At 60.0% G+C, this 18,460-nt stretch carries 10 protein-coding genes and 9 pseudogenes; 8 read left to right on the forward strand and 11 right to left on the reverse strand.

From position 1 onward, the window contains the following. Positions 1–329: 329 nt before the first annotated feature. Positions 330–1,359: pseudogene (locus tag V5279_RS08265) on the forward strand (IS110 family transposase); the annotation flags it as partial. Positions 1,360–1,687: 328 nt separating this feature from the next. Here V5279_RS08265 and V5279_RS08270 read toward each other — a convergent pair. Beyond that, positions 1,688–2,272, reverse strand: a pseudogene (locus V5279_RS08270) (IS256 family transposase); the annotation flags it as partial. A 12-nt stretch (positions 2,273–2,284) separates the two neighbouring features. Next, entirely contained in the window at positions 2,285–2,722 is a 438-nt protein-coding gene (locus tag V5279_RS08275; RefSeq protein ID WP_338696358.1) for a hypothetical protein, read from the reverse strand. Between the two features lie 232 nt (positions 2,723–2,954). Here V5279_RS08275 and V5279_RS08280 point away from each other — a divergent pair. From V5279_RS08280 to V5279_RS08290, 3 genes and pseudogenes are all read left to right on the forward strand, one after another. Continuing rightward, a pseudogene (locus V5279_RS08280) lies at positions 2,955–3,692 on the forward strand (reverse transcriptase domain-containing protein). 240 nt (positions 3,693–3,932) lie between these two features. Next, positions 3,933–4,457, forward strand: coding sequence for a hypothetical protein (locus tag V5279_RS08285; protein WP_338696360.1), 525 nt, complete (start codon positions 3,933–3,935; stop codon positions 4,455–4,457). A gap of 81 nt (positions 4,458–4,538) precedes the next feature. Continuing rightward, entirely contained in the window at positions 4,539–4,835 is a 297-nt protein-coding gene (locus V5279_RS08290; RefSeq protein WP_338696362.1) for a transposase DNA-binding-containing protein, read from the forward strand. Here V5279_RS08290 and V5279_RS47050 read toward each other — a convergent pair. The 5 genes and pseudogenes from V5279_RS47050 to V5279_RS08310 form a co-directional block, all read right to left on the reverse strand. Continuing rightward, positions 4,828–4,914: pseudogene (locus tag V5279_RS47050) on the reverse strand (transposase domain-containing protein); the annotation flags it as partial. The gene V5279_RS08290 and the pseudogene V5279_RS47050 overlap by 8 nt on opposite strands. A gap of 168 nt (positions 4,915–5,082) precedes the next feature. Next, a pseudogene (locus tag V5279_RS08295) lies at positions 5,083–6,394 on the reverse strand (IS1380 family transposase). Between the two features lie 437 nt (positions 6,395–6,831). Then, positions 6,832–7,723 (reverse strand): annotated as a pseudogene (locus V5279_RS08300) (Ku protein). A gap of 6 nt (positions 7,724–7,729) precedes the next feature. Next, complete coding sequence (locus V5279_RS08305; RefSeq protein ID WP_338696364.1) at positions 7,730–7,990, reverse strand: hypothetical protein; 261 nt, start codon at positions 7,988–7,990, stop codon at positions 7,730–7,732. Positions 7,991–8,793: 803 nt separating this feature from the next. Continuing rightward, positions 8,794–9,738: a hypothetical protein gene (locus V5279_RS08310; protein WP_176396269.1), complete on the reverse strand. Its 945-nt coding sequence runs from the start codon at positions 9,736–9,738 to the stop codon at positions 8,794–8,796. 720 nt (positions 9,739–10,458) lie between these two features. On the opposite strand from V5279_RS08310, the gene V5279_RS08315 reads away from it, so the two are divergent. Then, on the forward strand, positions 10,459–10,890 hold the full coding sequence (locus tag V5279_RS08315; RefSeq protein WP_338701913.1) for a hypothetical protein: 432 nt from the start codon (positions 10,459–10,461) through the stop codon (positions 10,888–10,890). Positions 10,891–11,464: 574 nt separating this feature from the next. On the opposite strand, the gene V5279_RS08320 is transcribed toward V5279_RS08315, so the two are convergent. Further along, a complete protein-coding gene (locus V5279_RS08320; protein ID WP_166103967.1) occupies positions 11,465–12,001 on the reverse strand; it encodes a GNAT family N-acetyltransferase in 537 nt (178 codons plus the stop codon). A gap of 831 nt (positions 12,002–12,832) precedes the next feature. Here V5279_RS08320 and V5279_RS08325 point away from each other — a divergent pair. After that, on the forward strand, positions 12,833–12,979 hold the full coding sequence (locus V5279_RS08325; RefSeq protein ID WP_166051656.1) for a hypothetical protein: 147 nt from the start codon (positions 12,833–12,835) through the stop codon (positions 12,977–12,979). A gap of 204 nt (positions 12,980–13,183) precedes the next feature. Here the strand turns inward: V5279_RS08325 and V5279_RS08330 are convergent. Then, positions 13,184–14,311: pseudogene (locus V5279_RS08330) on the reverse strand (IS3 family transposase). 340 nt (positions 14,312–14,651) lie between these two features. On the opposite strand from V5279_RS08330, the gene V5279_RS08335 reads away from it, so the two are divergent. Together V5279_RS08335 and V5279_RS08340 are read left to right on the forward strand one after the other, a co-directional pair. Continuing rightward, a complete protein-coding gene (locus V5279_RS08335) occupies positions 14,652–14,939 on the forward strand; it encodes a helix-turn-helix domain-containing protein (RefSeq protein WP_029084072.1) in 288 nt (95 codons plus the stop codon). Continuing rightward, positions 14,936–16,216, forward strand: coding sequence for a type II toxin-antitoxin system HipA family toxin (locus V5279_RS08340; protein ID WP_338696374.1), 1,281 nt, complete (start codon positions 14,936–14,938; stop codon positions 16,214–16,216). Before V5279_RS08335 ends, V5279_RS08340 begins: the two co-directional genes overlap by 4 nt. A 119-nt stretch (positions 16,217–16,335) precedes the next feature. Here the strand turns inward: V5279_RS08340 and V5279_RS08345 are convergent. Beyond that, positions 16,336–17,492 (reverse strand): annotated as a pseudogene (locus V5279_RS08345) (IS3 family transposase). 194 nt (positions 17,493–17,686) lie between these two features. Then, positions 17,687–18,246 (reverse strand): annotated as a pseudogene (locus V5279_RS08350) (integrase core domain-containing protein); the annotation flags it as partial. Between the last annotated feature and the right edge of the window lie 214 nt (positions 18,247–18,460).

Raw genomic sequence — 18,460 nt, forward strand, 5'->3', positions numbered from 1 at the left:
TCACGAACCAGATCAATAGGTTGGCCTCACGTCGCCCCGGAGCGCATTCTGGGGCTTATTTACAGCCGCGTCCCGCGGGCCCATGATGGAACGATCATGACAAGCCGCTCCAATGAGCGCTGGTGTTCAGACGCGATCGAGTTCACCTGCTGGAATGGCGAGATCGCGCGCGGTTGCCTTTGCTCTGGACCGCCATGACTGCGAGGTCATCGCTGAGTGACCACGACGGCCGGGATTTCCGGCGAGATGATCAGGGGCATGATGATCCACTGTGTCGAGCAGCGGTTCGAGGACATCCAGGCTCCTCGCAAGGTGCGATGGCTGACCAATCGCCATTCTTGGCGCGGGTGATTATCGCCAATCCCTTGCAGGTGAAGGCGATCGCCCAGGCTCACGTCAAGACCGACAAGATCGACGCTGGCACGCTCGCCAGTCTGCAGGCGGCGGGATACCTGCCGGAGATCTGGACTCCTGACGCGGAGACCGAACGCAAGCGCAGACTGGTGGCGCGGCGATACCAAATCGTGCGGCACCGCACGCGGCTCAAGAACGAGGTGCATTCGATCCTGCATGCGCACCTGATCCCAAAGTGCCCGCATGCCGATCTCTTCAACGCTCGCGGCCGAGCGTGGTTGGCTGCTCAACAGCTTCCAGACGATGAGCGAGCAGCCATCGATCGGCACGTCCGTGAGCTTGACCGGCTGGCGGAAGATCTGGCCCTGCTCGACCGCGACGTCGCGCAGGATGCCATCGACGATTCCGCGGTCAACAGATTGATGACGATCACCGGTGTGAATCTGGCGGTTGCCGCCGGGATCGTCGCAGCGGTCGGCGACATCAGCCGATTCAACAGCCCGCAGAAGCTGGTGAGCTATTTCGGGCTGAACCCGCGGGTGCGGCAGTCCGAGCTGGGAGCGGCCCACCACGGCCGTATCAGCAAGATCGGCCGCAGTCATGCGCGTGCCATGCTGGTTGAGGCGGCCTGGGCAGCGGCCAAGGCGCCCGGTCCACTGCATGCGTTTTTCGTCCGCATCCGCGCCCGGCGCGGCCATCAGATCGCCGCGGTCGCCGTGGCTCGCAAGCTCACTGTGCTCTGTTCGCATTTGTTGACGAAGGCGGAAGGTTACCTGTGGGCGCGCCCAGCGCTGGTCGCCAACAAGACCCGCGCGATGCAACTTCAAGCCGGACATCCACAACAGAAAGGGAGCCGTCGCGGAGCAGCCTATGCCTACAACATCAAGGCGCTGCGCGACCGCGAGATGTTGATTGCCGCCCAGGCGGAGCAAAGCTACGAACGATTAGTGTCGCAATGGAAACCGAGGCGACCAAAACCCGGCGCGTGGGCGCCTCAATCCGGCAGGACAAAATAGGCAGTCCGGTGACACTTGCAGCCGACGCGTCACGCTTCGCCACGAGGTCGCCCGCGCCCGACAACCATAATCGCGGCTGACGGGAAGATCTAGCCACGCCAGGAACGCAGCCCCGTTCCACGCCAGCGTGCCGTCGTGCTCGGGCCGGTCAAGGCCAAGCCATGCAGTGGCCGCAAACGCGGCCAGCCTTGACCGGCCCTGCGCGCGGCGGGTGCAAGATCGGTGGCCGGGACGGAAGAATGGCCCGCAGCGCGACCGAACAAAAGAATGGACTTACGGCGATCTCCGTAATCGTCGTCTCGGCCATGAAGAAATGGCTTGTCCATCTCATCCGTCGAGTGGAGCTTGGTCCGGTGTTGCGGCGGGAACGCCATATAAGCGAGCACATCGGTCTCGGCTCTCGTCGAGGAAGCCGGCAAGCTTGGGCAGCTTGGGACGAAGCTGGTCGGCGACCTTCCGCCACTTTGCTTGTGCGGCCTCGGCATCGTCCTGGGCGAACGCCGTGGCAATGAAGGCGGAGACGACGCGCCGCCCGCTCTTGCCGGCGCGCGCCAGCGCGTTGCGCATGAAGTGGACGCGGCACCGTTGCCAGCCGGCGTTGAGCACTTGGCGACGGTGGCCTTGATGCCCTCATGGGCGTCGGAGACGACCAACTTGACGCCACGCAAGCCCCGGCGAGCGAGCTTGCGCAGGAACGCCGTCCAGAACGTCTCGGCCTCGGAAGGGCCAATATCCATGCCGAGAACTTCGCGCCGGCCGTCGCTGTTGACGCCAACAGCGACGATCACTGCGACCGACACGATACGCCCCTGCTGGCGTACCTTCACGTAGGTGGCGTCGATCCACAGATACGGCCAGTCACCCTCGATCGGCCGGGCGAGGAACGCCTTCACCTTGTCGTCGGACGCGCTGGCTCATGATCGCCGTGTGCAAGGCGTCAAGCGCCATATGAGGATTCCGCCCGGCCGAAAGCCGTAGGAGAACCCGAGGAAGTCGGCCTCGTAGACGGCGCTCAGCACCTCGGCTACCGCGCTTTGGACAATCTTGTCCTCTAGCGCCGGCACACCGAGAGGCCGCTTACCGCCGTCGGCTTTGGGGATGTAGACTCGTCGCACCGGCTGTGGCCGATAACGACCAGTGTGGACTCGTGCGCAGAGGTCGCGGAGGTTATCCGTGAGCTCCTCTTCGTACTTCGCCACCGTTACCCCATCGCCCACCGCGCTTGCCTGCCGCTTTTGTCGTCGAAACGCCCGAAGCAGAGCGTCCTCGTCGATGTGGTGCAGCAGGGCCGTGAACCGGGTTTGGGCAGCCTGCTTGGCCGCCGCGTTGACCCGTTCGAGGTTCGGCGGCAAAGCACCCGGCTCTCTGTCCGGACTCTGGCCTTCTCGCGCGGGCTCCCCTCGGCTGGTCCTTCTCCATACGTCTCGTTTCCTTCCACGACTTCACAGGTAGTATGGACAAGTCCGACTCCCGACCTCAGCTCGGACGACGGCTCTGGCAGTGCCTTGCCGCTGTCCCCCACTGGAGACCAATCCAATGGACCCGGTCGGGCCTCTCATGTTCCGATGATTACCTTCCAACTGGGTGCTCGATGCCGACATACGCAGCTTCTTCGACTCGGTCGACCACGAGTGGCTGTTGCGGATGGTGGCGCACAGGATCACCGATCCTCGCATCTTACGGCTCATCGAGCTGTGGCTGCGAACTGGCGTTCTTGAGAGCGGCGAGAAGCAAGATACAGACAGGGGTACGCCGCAAGGCGGCGAGCATTAGCCCGCTCCTTGCCAACATCTTCCTGCACTACATCCTCGATCTCTGGTCCACCAATGGCGTCGTCGCCATGCACGCGGTCGCGTCGTGACTGTGCGTTATGCGGACGACTTCGTCATGGGCTTCGAGAACAAGGCAGATGCGCAGGAAATGCTCTTTGCCCTCAAGACGCGGCTGACCGGCTTCGGCCTAACGCTCCATGAGGACAAGACGCGGCTGATCGAGTTTGGCCGGTTCGCGGCCCTCTCGCGTCAGCGGCGCGGCGAGCGGCGGCCAGAAACCTTCGCCTTCCTCGGCTTCACCCACTACTGCGGGCGGACCAGGGACGGCGGGTTTATCGTGAAGCACAAGACGGAAGGGAAACGCCTGACGCGCAAGCTGACGGCGTTGCGCCAGGAGGCCAGGCGGCTCATGCACGCGCCACTGCCTCGCAGCACGAGTGGTTCGCCGCTGTGCTGCGTGGACACTACGGCTACTACGGCAGGCCGCACAATTATCCAGCGCTCAACGGCTTCTACCGCGAAGTGCGTCGGACCTGGATGCGCTGTCTGAGACGGCGCAGCCAGAAAAGTCGGCGCATGGGCTGGTCCGAGTTCGAGACCCTGACGGCACGCTTCCGTCTGCCCGTTCCATGCATCACTCGCACGTGGGCACAGGCGCGGATATGACGCGGGTTACCCTCGGGAAGAGCCGGGTGCGGGAAAGCCGCCTGCCCGGATCTGTGAGGGCAAAGCCAAATGGCCGAGCTACTCGACCACGACGCCGCTCAACTTTGATTGGAGTATGTGGCCGATGCTGGAAGCATCGCCAGCGCACTCTGCCAGGGTTCACTCAGACACCTATGGCGGTCTTGAAGCAGCGGTTAATCCGAATTCGCCCGCATCATTTGAGTTGCGTGACAACGCTTGGAGCCCGCCGCCCGACTTTGCGCCGCCGTTTGCCGGGCCGGTACCGGGTCATCACCATGGCGCTCGACAGCTCGGCTCGCCGCAGCGGCTTTCTCCGATGCCAGCCTCCTCGGACGATGAAGCTTTGGCGTGGTTGAGCGAGGAGTTGTCGCGGCGGCAGATGCAAGCACCGGCGTCACCATCAACTGCGAGGGTTCAGTATCTCGCACTGGTGGATCCGAATCCGTCCGAGTTGCGCGACGATGCTCACTTTGAGCCAGCGCAGGCTGCCAGGGCTCGCTCAAGCACCTACGGCGGTCCTCCATTGGTTGATCTGACTGCGGCCACGGGGGCGCTCTATGGGGCTGACATTAAGGGATCAATCCGCAAAAGGCTGTTTGCGGTCCTGGAAAGGCGAATGTTGGATTGATCGAGAGAGTAGTGGATGCGAGTTTAGGGACGCGGGCTCGGCGACAGATTCCGCAAACAGCTCACGCAGATTGGAAGCGCCATGGGACAAAGCATCCAGCTCGTCTGCCAGGATTGGGCGAATACCAAGGCAGCCTACCGCTTCTTCTCCAATGACCGGGTCAGCGAAGCGGACATTCTGACCGGCCATTTCCAATCGACACGTGATCGTGTCGTCGCCGCTGAAGGTTTGGTTCTTGTGCTGCACGGTACAACCGAGTTCAGCTATCAACGCGAGAAGTCAGAAGCGATCGGCATCACCAAGAGCATAAACAGTGGACGGGATAAGGCGGGAATTGCGTCAAATTCCGCTTACGAAGCTTCTCGCCGAGACCGTTGACGAGCTTCGCGAGGACGTCGGAGAGCCAGTGCTCGGCGCTGACGCTATTGAGCTTACAGGTCTCGATCAACCAAGCTAACCCGTCCTATTCGTGAGAGTGCGTTTTTTTTGGTCCGATTGATGTGGCCGCACATCTGCTCTGACGAGGCGCGCGGGATTGCCTTCGGCTTTTCACCGCCTGACGACCGGTACTTTGCAACGCGCTTGAGGGATGGGTTGGGCGAACGGGGGGTGGACGCCCCGCCGGTCAAGGACCGAGCGGCAGCAGCGCGCCTGGCAAGCCGCGGATCAGGTCGGCTTCGGGACATGCCGCGGCAAACGCAAGGCGAATGCGGCTCGTGGTCTCGACGACACGGGCAGCGAGTTTCAAGAGACGAAGACGCAGCGTCGCGAACTCGGCTGTGGCCAATTCCCGGGCTTTGGGAATCGCGTCGCGCACGGTCAGCATCAGCCAATAAGCGGCGGTGTGGAGAACGAGGCGGACTTGATTGGCGAGCGCCGAACGGCAGCTGGTGCGATCGGAGGCGAGCTGCGTCTTATGCAGCTTGATCAGATTCTCGGCTTGGCCGCGCGCGCAATACAGGCTGTCGTAGATCCACTCGGCCGAGCCGACATCGAGGCTGGTGACGACGAAACGGATGTCGAGGCCGAGCATCGTCGCCTCAGTACGGGCGACGGTACGTCGTTCGCGATCCCAGGACTTTGCCTTGTGGCGCGTCTCGGTATAGCCACGCAGAACCGGCAGGTCCTCGATGGCACGGCGCGTGCGGATGCCGTCGGCGGCCTCGTCGACTTTTCTGGCGAGCGGCTTGGTGCCGGACAGACCGAAGATGTAGTCGATGCCGTTGGTCTCGCACCACGCCATTGCCTCCGGCCGGGCATAGCGCCCGTCGCCACGGAACGTAATTCGCGTGTTGTGCCACCGCGTCCGGATATGCCGTATCAGGCGGCGCAGATGGGCACGCACCTCGACGCCGCCCGGCGTCTTGCCGGGCCGCAGCACGACCGCCACGGGCCGGCTCTTCTCCGTGTCGTAGACGTGGATCGGCAGGAAGCAGCGTTCGTCATAATGAGCGTTGAACAGCGAGAGCTGCTGATGGCCGTGGACGACATCGCAGGTATCATCGATGTCGAGCGTGACGGATGCCGGCTCGCGCGGGTAGCTATCCATCCATGCGTCGAAGGCGCGGAGCATTCTCCAGCCGCGACAGCGTCGGTTGGGAACACAGATCGCGACCCGTGTCCGGCAGCCGTCCGCAGGCCAGCTTGAATGCGGGATCGGACCGCAGATGATCGAGGTCGTCGGCGTCCTCGTAGCCGCAGCAGATCGCGAACATGCGCGCGCGGAACATATCGACAAGGCTGTGCACGACCCGCGTCGGATCGCGCCGATCCGGGAACACGCGGGCCAAATTGTCGGCCAAGCCGAGACGCCGCTCGGCCATCGCCAGAAGCATCACGCCCCCGTTCGAGGTCAGCCGACCGCCATCGAAGGCAGCTGTGACTTTCTTGGCGTGAACGGCTGGAAACGAGAAGGGCAGAATCGTATCATCGGTCATGGCGGGCGTGGTGTTCGCGGCTAAAGGTGATGGGGTTGGCTTTGCAACCGAATCCTACGCCGCATCAGCGCTTTACACCACGCTCGCCAGCCTCTCAGGCGCCAGGCGCCCTCTGACGAATAAGACGGGTTAGCTTCCTTGCCATGGTTGTCGGCACCCCCGCGGCTTTGTCCTAGCGCCGGCGCGCGACCCAGGTGCCGAGTAGGAACGCGACGAAGAGCGAGGACAACGGGGCTTTCGCCGCCACCTTGCGCAGCCGTTCGGCCCAGCGCAGTGCCGCCTCGTTCGGAGGCTGGCGCCGCGAGCTTCGGGTCCCGGCCGACTCCGTCTGGCCGCTCGGCGCGGTGCGCCGATAGCGTCCGGGTCGTCGACCAGGCCAGAGGCTTCGGTCATCGCGGAAGCTTCTTTCACATCCATGCGGCCCTCCTATTCCGACCTCAGGCTGACTTCCGCTGCGGCTTTGCCGCCGGCTCTTCGCCGCCGTCTCCTTCGGCTTCTTGCCCTCGATCGGCATCAGCATTTCCTTCTGCCCGCTCGACGCCTTCCGAGGTTTTTGGGCGGGCTTGGCCGCCTTCGCCGGCGCTGCTTCCCGGCCGACGCTCCGCCGCAGCGCCTCCATCAGATCGACAACGTTGGTCGCGGCGGGCCGCTCCTTCGGCGTGATTGGCTTGCCGGCTCGCTTCTGTTTGATGAGGTCGATCAGCGCGGTCTCATAGTGATCCTGGAACTTCTCCGGCTCGAAGCTTCCGGATTTCTGGTTCACGATGTGCTTGGCGAGATCGAGCATGTCCTTCGTCACTTTGACGTCCTGGACCTCGTCGAAATACCCTGTTCGCCGCGCACTTCGTAGGGGGAGCGGAGCAGCGTGCCGACGAGACCGCATGCCCAGCGGCTCCAGCGCGATGATGTACTCGCGGTTGGTCAGCACCACGCGACCGATCGCGACCTTGTCCATCTCGCGGATTGTCTCGCGGATCACGGCGAAGGCATCGTGGCCACGGATCAGGTAGCGCGGGTCGATGTCGGCCTTGTCGACGAATTCGTCGATCTCGATGGTCCGCGTGGACTCGAGAGCGATCTCCTCGAGCTCGTCTTTGGTGACCTCGATGAACTGGTCCTTCTCGAGCCGGTAGCCTTTGACGATGTCCTCGTTGGGCACCTCGTCGCCGGTTCGGCATCCACCTTCAGGTACTTGATCCGGTGGCCAGTCTTCCGATGGAGTTGGTTAAACGAGATTTTCTCGCTCTCCGAAGTCACCGGATAGAGCGCGACCGGGCAGGTGACCCGGGATAGACGCAGAAAGCCTTTCCAGTTGGCACGGGGGGCAATCAAATCCTACGCGAGGCGCCCCGTGGCGCCTTTCATCCAAGCCTGAAGAATGCCTATCTGATCGGCCGGTGAGTACGTGAAGAAGACGTTCTTGAAGAGCTCCGTCAGTTGTGTGGATTCGGTTTGGAGGCACTCCTGCCAGTGCCAATAGGCATCGAAGTAATTTCTGGAAAGCTCCGTCTGCGCGGCGATAACCTGCTTCGAGAGGTCCTGAAATACGCCGACTGCTATGTCCGTGCCGTCGGTAATGCTGGTTTCGTTTATCATGATGATCTCCTTACGATCTCCATGCGAGGCTGTATGTGCTTGATCAGCCATTATCCTTTATGGAGGTGCTAGTGTCGTGGCTGGCGAACGAATAGCTTCAACTGTGTCGCGGCGTCCGCCAAGGAAGAGGGAGTCGGGCTATTTCTGACTCGAGCTCCCGCCCGCCATTTTGCGACTTCTAAGGACCTCCTGATATTGCGCGTCGCTGACGGTCTCCAAACGGTCCAATACGCGCTCAGCTTCGTCGCGCACGGCGGCGCCATTACGTCGCTTTATATCCTCTATGTTCATGGTCCTCTTCTGGAGGCGTTATATTGCCGGTCCGGTACTCGGCGTTCCCGCATGTTGCGTTCCTATCGACATCTGATACCGCTCTTCCAGCTCCGCCACCGCTGCGAAAAGGGCGTCGAGTTGTTGGCCTAAGCCATACTCCTCGAAGACTTTCTTTTGTGTTTCCGTAATTTTGAGCACTTTCGTTTCGATGTCCCGGGTAACGGTTCCGCTAAGTGGCGCAAAAAACGGAAACATTAGCACGAGTATCAATTCGGGTTCGACATCAGATATCCTCTCAACCTTCGAGGAGGGAGCGCTCTTTTTTGAGGTCGCGCGCGTGCTATCTACGTAGCCCAATCGGCCGCAAAAAGCCGTCACGCGGTTTCGAATTCAAGACATCGGAGGCTCCCGACCGCCGTGAAGCGGTCGTGATTTGCCGACCATACTCGCCCAGCAGCGGCTGGAAATGCTGTCCGCGAGTGAGTGCCCCGACGGGGCACTCATAAGCGCGGCAGGAGCTTTGGTTGGCCCTACGGGGCGAACGTCGCCGAGGTTCCCTGCTTATCGATGCAAGTTGTCCCTATCTTCGGGCCACCGATTGGACCAACCTGATATTCGCCAAGCACGTTGATTGCAGCAGCATGGCTTAGATTCTGCACCAGGATGGGAGGATTGAAATTGCCGTCAGCAACATAGCCGGTGGAGATAGTTGCAGTCCCAGCTTCGTTCAGCACCTCGGCATTTGTCGCGGTTGTACCTTCGACAAGCCTTCCGCGTCCATCAGCGGCGCGTACGACGGCAAAAGGCTTGATTGTCCACGTACCGTCAGCGTTGTATACGACGCTGAAGCTTGAATAGCCCGGCGTCGCATCGCAAACGGCGGCGGTGGCCGAAGATGCCGTGAAGTTCATCACCGTACCAGCGGTGTAATTGCCGGTCTGGACATAGAAGATGCGAATGGGCTGACAATCCAGATTGGTATTCGGCTGGGCTGTCACAAAATTGGATAATGTGACGCCACCGGTAAGAGTCTGCAGGGCCGATCCTGCATTGTAGTTCTCCAGGGTAGGGTTGTAGACCGGCGTTATAATCCGGAAAGAGCCGGCTTGCGGTCCGGACGTGGAAACCGGCGACGAGAGCCCGAGCGATGGAGTTACGGTCATCGTCGTCGTATTCTTGGTTGGTGTTCCGCCGGCCGCCGGCGTTACGTTGATCGCCTGCGTGGCCGAAAGTTGACCTGAGGGTTTACCGACCGTTGGGGGAGTCACCTGCTGTTGAACACCTGCGTAATCCTGCAGAATTAGTGAAAAGGTCAGGATCGCGCCGGATGTCGCATAGGGTAGGAGCGCTTGAGAATACAGACTATTCGTATACACCTCAGGCCCGCCCGTGTAGATAGCCGGCTGCTGGAAGAAGAAGAAGTTCTGAAGCGAGGGGCTGTTGTTTTGCACGTTGATTGTGATTGTCGTAGCCATGACGTTCCTCTCAATTCCGATGTGTTAAGTTTCTGAGACCGGCCATCAAGCATGTGAGCAGGGATCGTCCTCACACCCTGGCTCTGAGTTGGCTCATCTGAGCTTCAGCCCGCAATTGTGAGGCCGAAATGGTCGCACGAATCGGGTCCCAGCGCTTGATCAGCAAGCGGTGTGCCATTGCGGATACTGAGATGCTGTATTTGAAGAGAAGGGAAAGCATGTGCTTAGCCCTACGCTGCCGAAGCGCGTGCTCCGCCAAGTTGGACTTGTGCCATCAAGGTATTAAATCGGACAGGGTAGATTGCGACATGGTCCAAGCGCCAAGGGCGCGCGCCCATCGGAATTGGCGCGCGCATACCGGTCGAGAAGTCTAGCTGAGAAGGTCGTTGTGCCGATCAACTCGACGTGCTCGAGATCGAAGCAAATCCTAGGGCGCGACGGCCTTGCTAGTTCACTGCCAGAATCATTACTCAGGTTATGCGGCCGTTAATGTCGGTTCGGCTCATCAATTTCATGTCGTTAAAGAAGGGGGAGGTCTGTTGACCATCTGCCCCTTGGATAACAACGCCAAAACGGCCCACGCTCCTTACGACGCCAAGGCCCGCCTCGGCAGTCCCTAGCCCTCAAACATAGTCGCCCCGCTTCAATTGCCTTGCCTCGTCTACCGTCATAAGGCATTGACCGCAGAAGTATTGGGTAAAAAAGCACCGGCTAAAGCTGTTGGATGGGCGGACGTCCTCGCCCCGCATCGCCGATCTTCCCGCATCGCGTCTGCTCACGAACTATGCTGCCCTGGGAATGGAAGCTCCTGCGCAAAGCCGACAAACCCGCCGATCAGCAGGCGGCCTGACCTTCACGCAACAAGCCATCATAGAGCTCGACGCTCTCACGTGCATGTGCCAATCTGGCGGCCTTCGTCGTATGCGTACTCTTGATGTGAGCGGCGTAGAATTTCTCAATCATCATGGTCAAGCGCTGGCTGCCCGGACTGTGGGCTTTGAAGGCGCGCGCGATTGCATGTATGCGATCGATCGCAAGGCATTTGAATGGCAAATCACGGCGCTGCTGGACGGCGAAGAATACGATTTGCCCAAGCCGCGAAACGGACGTGCCATAACGGCTGTCGCCTATCCGGCATGTCCGCCTCACTAGGTCTATGGTTCGAATTACCGTTTTTCGCAGGATTGAAGGGCCCGGCTTTGGTCTAGGTCGAGACGGATGCGCGCCACAATCGGATACAGCGGTCCATCGACCCTTTCGCGTGCGCGCCGGGTCTTCTTTGCGTTCGCTCTCTCAAAGGCGCCGTCGGGCTCCTCCTGCCCCCGGCGGCTTGGCCGCCGACGCGGACACTGTTCCGCATCAACATCCCGAACTGCCGTCCGATCACCCGCATGTGCGTGGAGAAGCATCCGGACATGCGCACGCTTATCTGATCGATGACCTGCACCACCGATGGCCTTAGCCAGACCACAGATTAGCCTTGTACGCCAGAAGGCCAAGCGCGACCGTCATCATACGGAGCGGCCCTTTTCCAACTTAACCTCTGGTCCCAAAATCGGGGTCCATTTCAGATGCCCAATGCGGTACCTGCACCAGAGATTTAGTTGCGGCTGTTCTACGCCAGCGCTTGGCCGGCCTTCCAATCCATGACGCCCGGCACAAGCCTTAACTATAGATGAACTGGTTTCTCTCAGGGGGCCCGGCCGGCCCTGCCCCCTGAGGTATGCTAGCGCTCCATCTCGCCCATAAGGATTTCATCTGAAGCGTATCGTGGATTGGAAATGAGAGTCCGCATTTCCGCATTCTTGTCCTCGTCCGTAAACCGGAATCCCTTCTTGTAGAAAAATTCTGAAGCTCCCTCATCTTGAGAGAGAAGGGATAGCGTGGAAAGTCCCGCGGACTCCCTAATGTGATCGGCGACTTCGATCATAGCCGTCCCGACCCCCTTGTACCTCGACCGGCCAACATTCTCTATGGTAAGAATTCGCAAACTGTCGCGCACCGGCGCCACGGTCATAGTCCCCACCTTATTGTGTTGACTGGCATCAGAAAACAAAGAAAGATTTTGGACGTTGCCAAAATTGCTACTTGCTCTGTGTAGCCTGACTGACTCACCTGTCCTCTTCTCAACAGCAAAAGAGGTCGGCCCTTCAGCAGCTAAAGCGGCCGTAAAAGCAGTCATATCTGCGCCAGAAGTGCCCGCCAACGCATCGCGCTGCTGGTCCACACTTTGCCCGTAGGCATTGTTGTAATTGGTTCTCATCGCAACGAGTTGTTATGTAGACAAGCTGACAAAAAGCTGACAAAGCCGACATTTCTTGCCAATGCGCAGGCGTCGCCTGACACGCTCGCTTTGCGTCGTCCAAAGCAGTACTCAGCGCTCTAGGTGTGGACTCTAAGGATTCCCTTTTAGGCGCAAATCAGATTCAAGACTGCTTTTGGGTAGGCAGTCTTGGGTGTGCCGCCGCATTGCCTCATCATTCAGTGGGCGCGCTTGAAGACCCGATGGAATCCGACGAGATCAAAGGGTGGCTTTGCGGGCTTAAGCCATACAGGGATTTCTGTCGCCATCAAAAAGTACGGCCCCCCAGAGTGGGTAGGGTCCCGATCCACTGCTGATGCAGTACCGTCAGTCCTCGTTAGCCTTTTCGAGCTGACTCCGTGGGGCTTACCAGCGGGCAATGTGGGAAGGCCGAGCAAACTATGACAAGCGAAAGCGCGCCTTCAATGCCGATTGAAGCCGCGTGGGAGGCGGTGACACTCGGAGAGGCGGCCAACGTCGCGCTAGCCATCTGGGCCGCAATAGTCGCGGCCCACATCACCGCAGCGTCGGTGTATTTTTGGCGGGAGCAGCGCAGCCCAGCATGGTTGGCCGCTCTTGCGATTTTGGCATACTGGCCGATCTTGGTGCTGATCACATGTCTCGGCCTTGCTTTTAAACATCTAATCCGGCCTCTGATTGAGCAAGTCAAACGAAGAAGGCCCGGTACCAAAAGCCGCCCATTAGTAAGGGCGCCTCAATTGGCGGCCTCTTCGTCATCATCGATGTCGTCGCCGTATTCAAATGATGGCTGAGTTGGTTCAGTAATCGTGGATGCAATCGATCAAGCTTTGCTTTGAAGGCCGTTTCGATTCGGCGCGGGTCATGGACAAACAACCGATACCCATCGGTGAACAGATCATCACCATCGTCTTGCTGGTGATCTTCGCGCTCGTGATTTGGTACGGCACCATGATCTGAGACTTCTTTCTTTGGAGTGGGCCTTGTCTAGCCAGAGACGCCTTTGGCGAAATTGATCACAGAGCTGGTCTCGGTTGTTTGGACAGGGCCCCGCGAAAATTAAGTGGATTCCTGCCGGGTTCTGAACGCGGGGCTTTACGATTTTGCTGTGGCGTCGGGAGGGCGCAAGCCCGACCAGAGCCGCAGCAAAATCGTTGGCGACGATCATGCGGCCGTCACCATCGTTTGCGCGCCGAAGTAAGCCTCGTCGGGCGTGCGTTCGTCAAGGCTCGAGTGAGGACGTCCTCGATTGTAGAACGCCAGATATTTGGAAATCGATGCTCGCGCCTCGAGCACGCTGTCGTAAGCACGCAGATAGACTTCCTCGTATTTGACAGTGCGCCACAGCCGCTCGACGAACACGTTGTCGCGCCAGGCACCCTTGCCGTCCATGCTGATGGCGATGTTCGCGTCCAGCAGCACGCCGGTGAAGTCGAGGCTGGTGAACTGGCTACCCTGATCCGTGTTGAAGATCTCGGGCCTGCCGTGCTTCGCCAACGCCTCCTGGAGCGCTTCGACGCAGAATATCGTCTCCATCGTGATCGATACGCGATGGACCAATACCCTTCGGCTGAACACATCGACGACCGCCGCGAGGTAAACGAATCCACGTCGCATCGGAATGTAGCTGATGTCCATTGCCCAGACCTGGTTCGGCCGCTCGATCTTCAATCCGCGCAATAGGTACGGGTAGATCTTGTGGCCCGGTGCGGGCTTGCTCGTGTTCGGACGGCGATAGATCGCCTCGATCCCCATGCGCTTCATCAGCGTCGCGACGTGGCGGCCGCCAACCTGCATGCCCTCACGCTGCAACAGCGATCGCAGCATGCGCCCCCCTGCGAAGGGATAATCGAGGTGCAGCTCATCGAGCCGGCGCATCAAGACAAGTCCTCGGCCGAAACCGGCCGAGGTTCATAGTAAACCGTACTGCGGGCAAGGTTCAGGACCTTCGCCTGGCGCACGACAGACAGATCATGGTCGCGGTCGATCATCGCTTTGCGCTCAGCAGGCCCGCCTTGGTGAGCGCGCCGGACAAAAAATCGTTCTCCAACGCAAGCTCGCCGATCTTGGCATGTAACGCTTCAAATCGACCGGCGCCTCGGCCGGTCCGTTGTCCTGCCCAAACACTCCGGCGGCGCCTGCCAGGAGTTGGGACTTCCAGGTCGTGATCTGGTTCGGATGGACATCAAACAGTTGCGCCAGCTCGGCCAATGTCTTCTCCCCCTTCACGGCCGCCAAAGCCACCTTTGCCTTGAATGCCGGAGAATGCGTCCGGCGACTCCTCTTCGTCATCTTCGCTCCTGTTTCGCGGCAAGAATCCTCGCCGCTCTCAGGCAGAAAATCCACTCAAGCTACTGTCCGAATTTGCGGAGCCAGCTCTCTGCGTGTGTGTCGCTCTCGCAACGTCACACTTGTTCGCTTGAGTGCAACCAGCCTAAGGCAGGAGACCAGAAACGTCCCGATTACGTCCGTGGTGCTCTTAGCCGTCGCGGGTTTATGCAGCGCAGTTAGGAGACCTTACGCATGTTAACGAGCGATGACATTTATGGAAGTCAGCGCTCGCTGACATTTTCAATTGTCGTCGAACGCGGACATATGGTAATGTAAGCGAACGACAACGTTTTGAATTGCCATGCTCATACGCACATCGGCCGATCTCGGGGCCATCATTCGGGATACCCGCAAACGGCACAAGCTTGATCAGTCCAGCCTCGCCAAGCGCATTGGCGTCAGCCGTCAGTGGGTCATCGAGGTCGAGCGCGGCCACGCGCGCGCCGAACTCGGCCTCGTACTCCGCGCTCTTGACGCTCTCGGCATCCATCTAGACGCAGGCAGCGAACAACCACATGGCCGCGGTTCAGAAAAGTCAGCCGTCGATATCAATGCAATCGTGTCAAAAGCCAAAAGAAGCAGACCATGACCAGCGAACTCGTCGCGCTCCTGGACGGCAGGGAAGTCGGCCGCGTGCACAACGACGCTCGTGGCCGCCTCACCTTCGTCTATGACAGCGATTGGCGTCAAACGAGGGGCGCGTACCCCATTTCGCTCTCCATGCCACTCGCGGCCGAGGAACACGGTCCCGCCGCTGTTCAGGCCTTTCTATGGGGCCTGCTCCCGGACAATGAGCGCGTTCTCGATCGTTGGGCGAAGAAGTTTCAGGTCTCGGCTCGCAACGTCTTTGCCCTGATTTCCCATGTCGGCGAAGATTGCGCCGGCGCCATTCAATTCGTCACGCGCGATCGTTTGGAGGAATTGCGAAGCGGTACGAATGACAAGGTTGAGTGGCTTGACGAAACCGCCGTCGCAAAACGTCTGCAAGCATTGAGAGAAGATCATGCCGCGTGGCGGTTGCCGCGTGACACGGGGCAATTCAGTCTTGCCGGCGCCCAGCCGAAAACCGCGCTGCTTCTGCAAAAGGGGCGATGGGGGATACCGTCTGGAGGCATTCCGACAACCCATATCCTTAAGCCGCCGACCGGCCATTTCGATGGCCATGCCGAGAACGAGCACATCTGCCTCAATCTCGCGCGCAATCTCGGCTTGCCAGTCGCCGGAACCAAAGTCGTGCGGTTTGAGAAAGAGATCGCCATTGTCGTCGAACGCTACGATCGGCAGTTCAGTGGCAATGACGTCATTCGCGTCCATCAAGAGGACGCGTGCCAGGCACGCGGCATCATGCCAACCAAGAAATATCAAAGCGAGGGCGGCCCGTCCGCTGCGGATATTATCGAACTTTTACGCACCTACTCCACCGACAGTGTTGATGATCTCGATACATTCATCGATGCCCTCGGCTTAAATTGGCTCATCGGAGGCACCGATGCACACGCTAAGAACTACTCACTACTCCTAGCCAGCGGCCCCACGGTGCGACTTGCGCCACTCTACGATGTTGCCAGCATCCTTCCCTACGACGATGTCGACTTGCAGAAGATGAAGCTCGCTATGAAGGTCGGCGGGGAATACAGGCTAGCCCAGATAGGTGCGCGCGAATGGCAGAAATTCGCCCGCGAGACCCGTTTCGATGCGGAAAAAGTGATTGCTGGATTGAACTCGCTGGCCGAACTGCTCCCCGACAACGTGAGCGACGTGTGCGCTGCCGCGCAAGCGGAAGGGCTAGATAACGTCATTATCGAGCGCCTTTCCGCCAAGTTGATCGAGCGAGCCAAAGAATGCCAACGCCTTCTGAAAAGGTGAAATGGACCCGCGGAGCGGGGCCGCTTGAGCCGGTTTGTTAGTTGGAAACTGACCGCTCCTGATTACTTCCTATCACGCTGCCAGAGACACTGTCTGCTGCTGTTGCTGTGGGCATGTGGTCAACGCGTCAGCGTTGTCCACCATTCCACAGCCTTCGCGGCCTGCATCCGTTCGCGCCAGACCGCCATCGGCGTGCGATAGCTGAGCGCCTGACGAAGGCGACGATCGTTATAGAAGGCGATCCAGCTCGCGATCCCTGCCTTGGCCTCGCGGCCGTCGGCATAGCCCTTGAGATAGATGTCCTCATGCTTGAGCGACCGCCACAGCCGCTCGATGAAGACGTTGTCCGCGGCCATCCATGGAGATCTTGATCCCTGCGCCCGCCAACGCGCCGGTGAAGGCCGCGCTGGTGAACTGGCTGCCTTGGTCGGTATTGAAAATCTCCGGCCTGCCGTACTTCGCCAGCGCCTCTTCCAGAGCCGCCACGCAGAACGAGACGTCGATCGTGTTCGATAATCGCCACGCCAGAACCGCTCGGCTCGCCCAGTCGATGATGGCGACGAGATAAAGAAAAGCCACGGCCGATGGGCAGATACGTGATGTCGGCGGCCCACACCTGGTTCGGCCGGTCGATCGTCATGTTGCGCAGCAGATAAGGATAGATCTTGTGGCCCGGCGCCGGCTTCGTCGTGTTCGGCTTCGGTCCCAGCGCCGCGATGCCCATCTTGCGCATCAACCGCTGCACGCGCTTGCGATTGACCTGAAGCCCCTCAGCCTTCAGCATTGCGGTCATTCGCCGCGAGCCCAGGAACGGCCAGGCGATGAACAGCTCGTCGATCCGCCGCATCAGGGCAAGGTCGTTGTCGTTGGCCGGCCGGGGCGGCCGGTAGACCCCGGAGCGCGCGATGCCAAGCAACAGGCATTGCCGACGGGATCGACAGCGCCTTGTCGGCGCGATCGAGCATTCCTCGACGGTCCGGCGTGCTCATCTTCCGGACCTCCGCGCTAAAAAATCGCGCTCGACCGTCAGTTGTCCAATCTTGGCGTGCAGCTTCTCGATCTCGCGTTCGCGCGTTTCCTCGCTCTCGCGCCCGACACCCGCATCAAAGGCCCGCGCCGCCTGGTCCAGCAGTTGCTTCTTCCAGGCACAGATCTGGTTCGGGTGAACCTCATAGCGCTGGGCCAGATCGGCCGCCGTCGCCTGCTCCCGCACGGCTTCCAGCGCAATCTTTGCCTTCAGTGCCGCGTCGATCTTGCGTCTCGTCTTCGTCGTCATCATGCCCTCCGTCTATCAAACGGAGCGGCCCTTTTCCAACTAACCTCTGGTCCCAAAATCGGGGTCCATTTCACTCGCGCCCCGTTCGCCCAACCCATCCCTCAAGCGCGTTGCAAAGTACCGGTCGTCAGGCGGTGAAAAGCCGAAGGCACCCGCGCGCCTCGTCAGAGCAGATGTGCGGCCCATCAATCGGACTAAAAAAACGCACTCTCACGAATAGGGCGGGTTAGTCCCGGCATTTGCTGGAGCGGGTTGAGTGTGAATCGTTCTGGCTGGCAAGTCCAGCATTTGCAGATGTGTTCGTAGGGCGTGAGGCCGTTCAGGGTCTTCAAGCGCCGAGCGTAGTTGTAGGCGGTGATGAAAAGGTGAGCTTCGAGCTGATCGTGTCGATCATAGTGGTAGCGTTGGACGGTCGCTTCCTTGATCGTGCGGTTCATGCGCTCGACCTGGCCATTGGTCCAGGGATGCTTGATCTTGGTCAGCCGATGTTCGATCCCGTTTTCTTGGCATCGCATATCGAACATATGCGTCTCGTATCTTGCCGTCGGGCCGTCCGCATAGCGGGGCGGGAAGGTGAACTGGATCCCATTGTAAGTGAGCACTGTTTGGATCTTGTAGAAATAAGCGATCGGATAAGCCTTGAACTTTTTCTTCGAAGGCTTGCCGCCTTCAACCTCCGGCAATCGGCTGATGCCGTGGCGCTGGAGGCAGCGATGCAGGATGACCGCGTCAGATGCGGGATGGTCAGCTGCAAATTCCGTTTGCTATCCTACCCCAGCTCGTTGAGCCGGAGTATCGCCGAAACCTCGTCCAGCTCCAGCGTGACCTCCCTCCGGGGATCTTCGAACCGCAGAGGACCTGAACTGATTCGCTGCATAAACCCCGTTCTGACCGTGTCGCGAGGGGATCAATCCCTCGTCTCGTCAGGGAGCAATTTTCCACGTCGCCCGACAGCGCTCGTCAGGTAC

This window comes from Bradyrhizobium sp. 26S5 (genome assembly GCF_036923295.1).
Classification (GTDB): Bacteria; Pseudomonadota; Alphaproteobacteria; order Rhizobiales; family Xanthobacteraceae; genus Bradyrhizobium; species Bradyrhizobium septentrionale.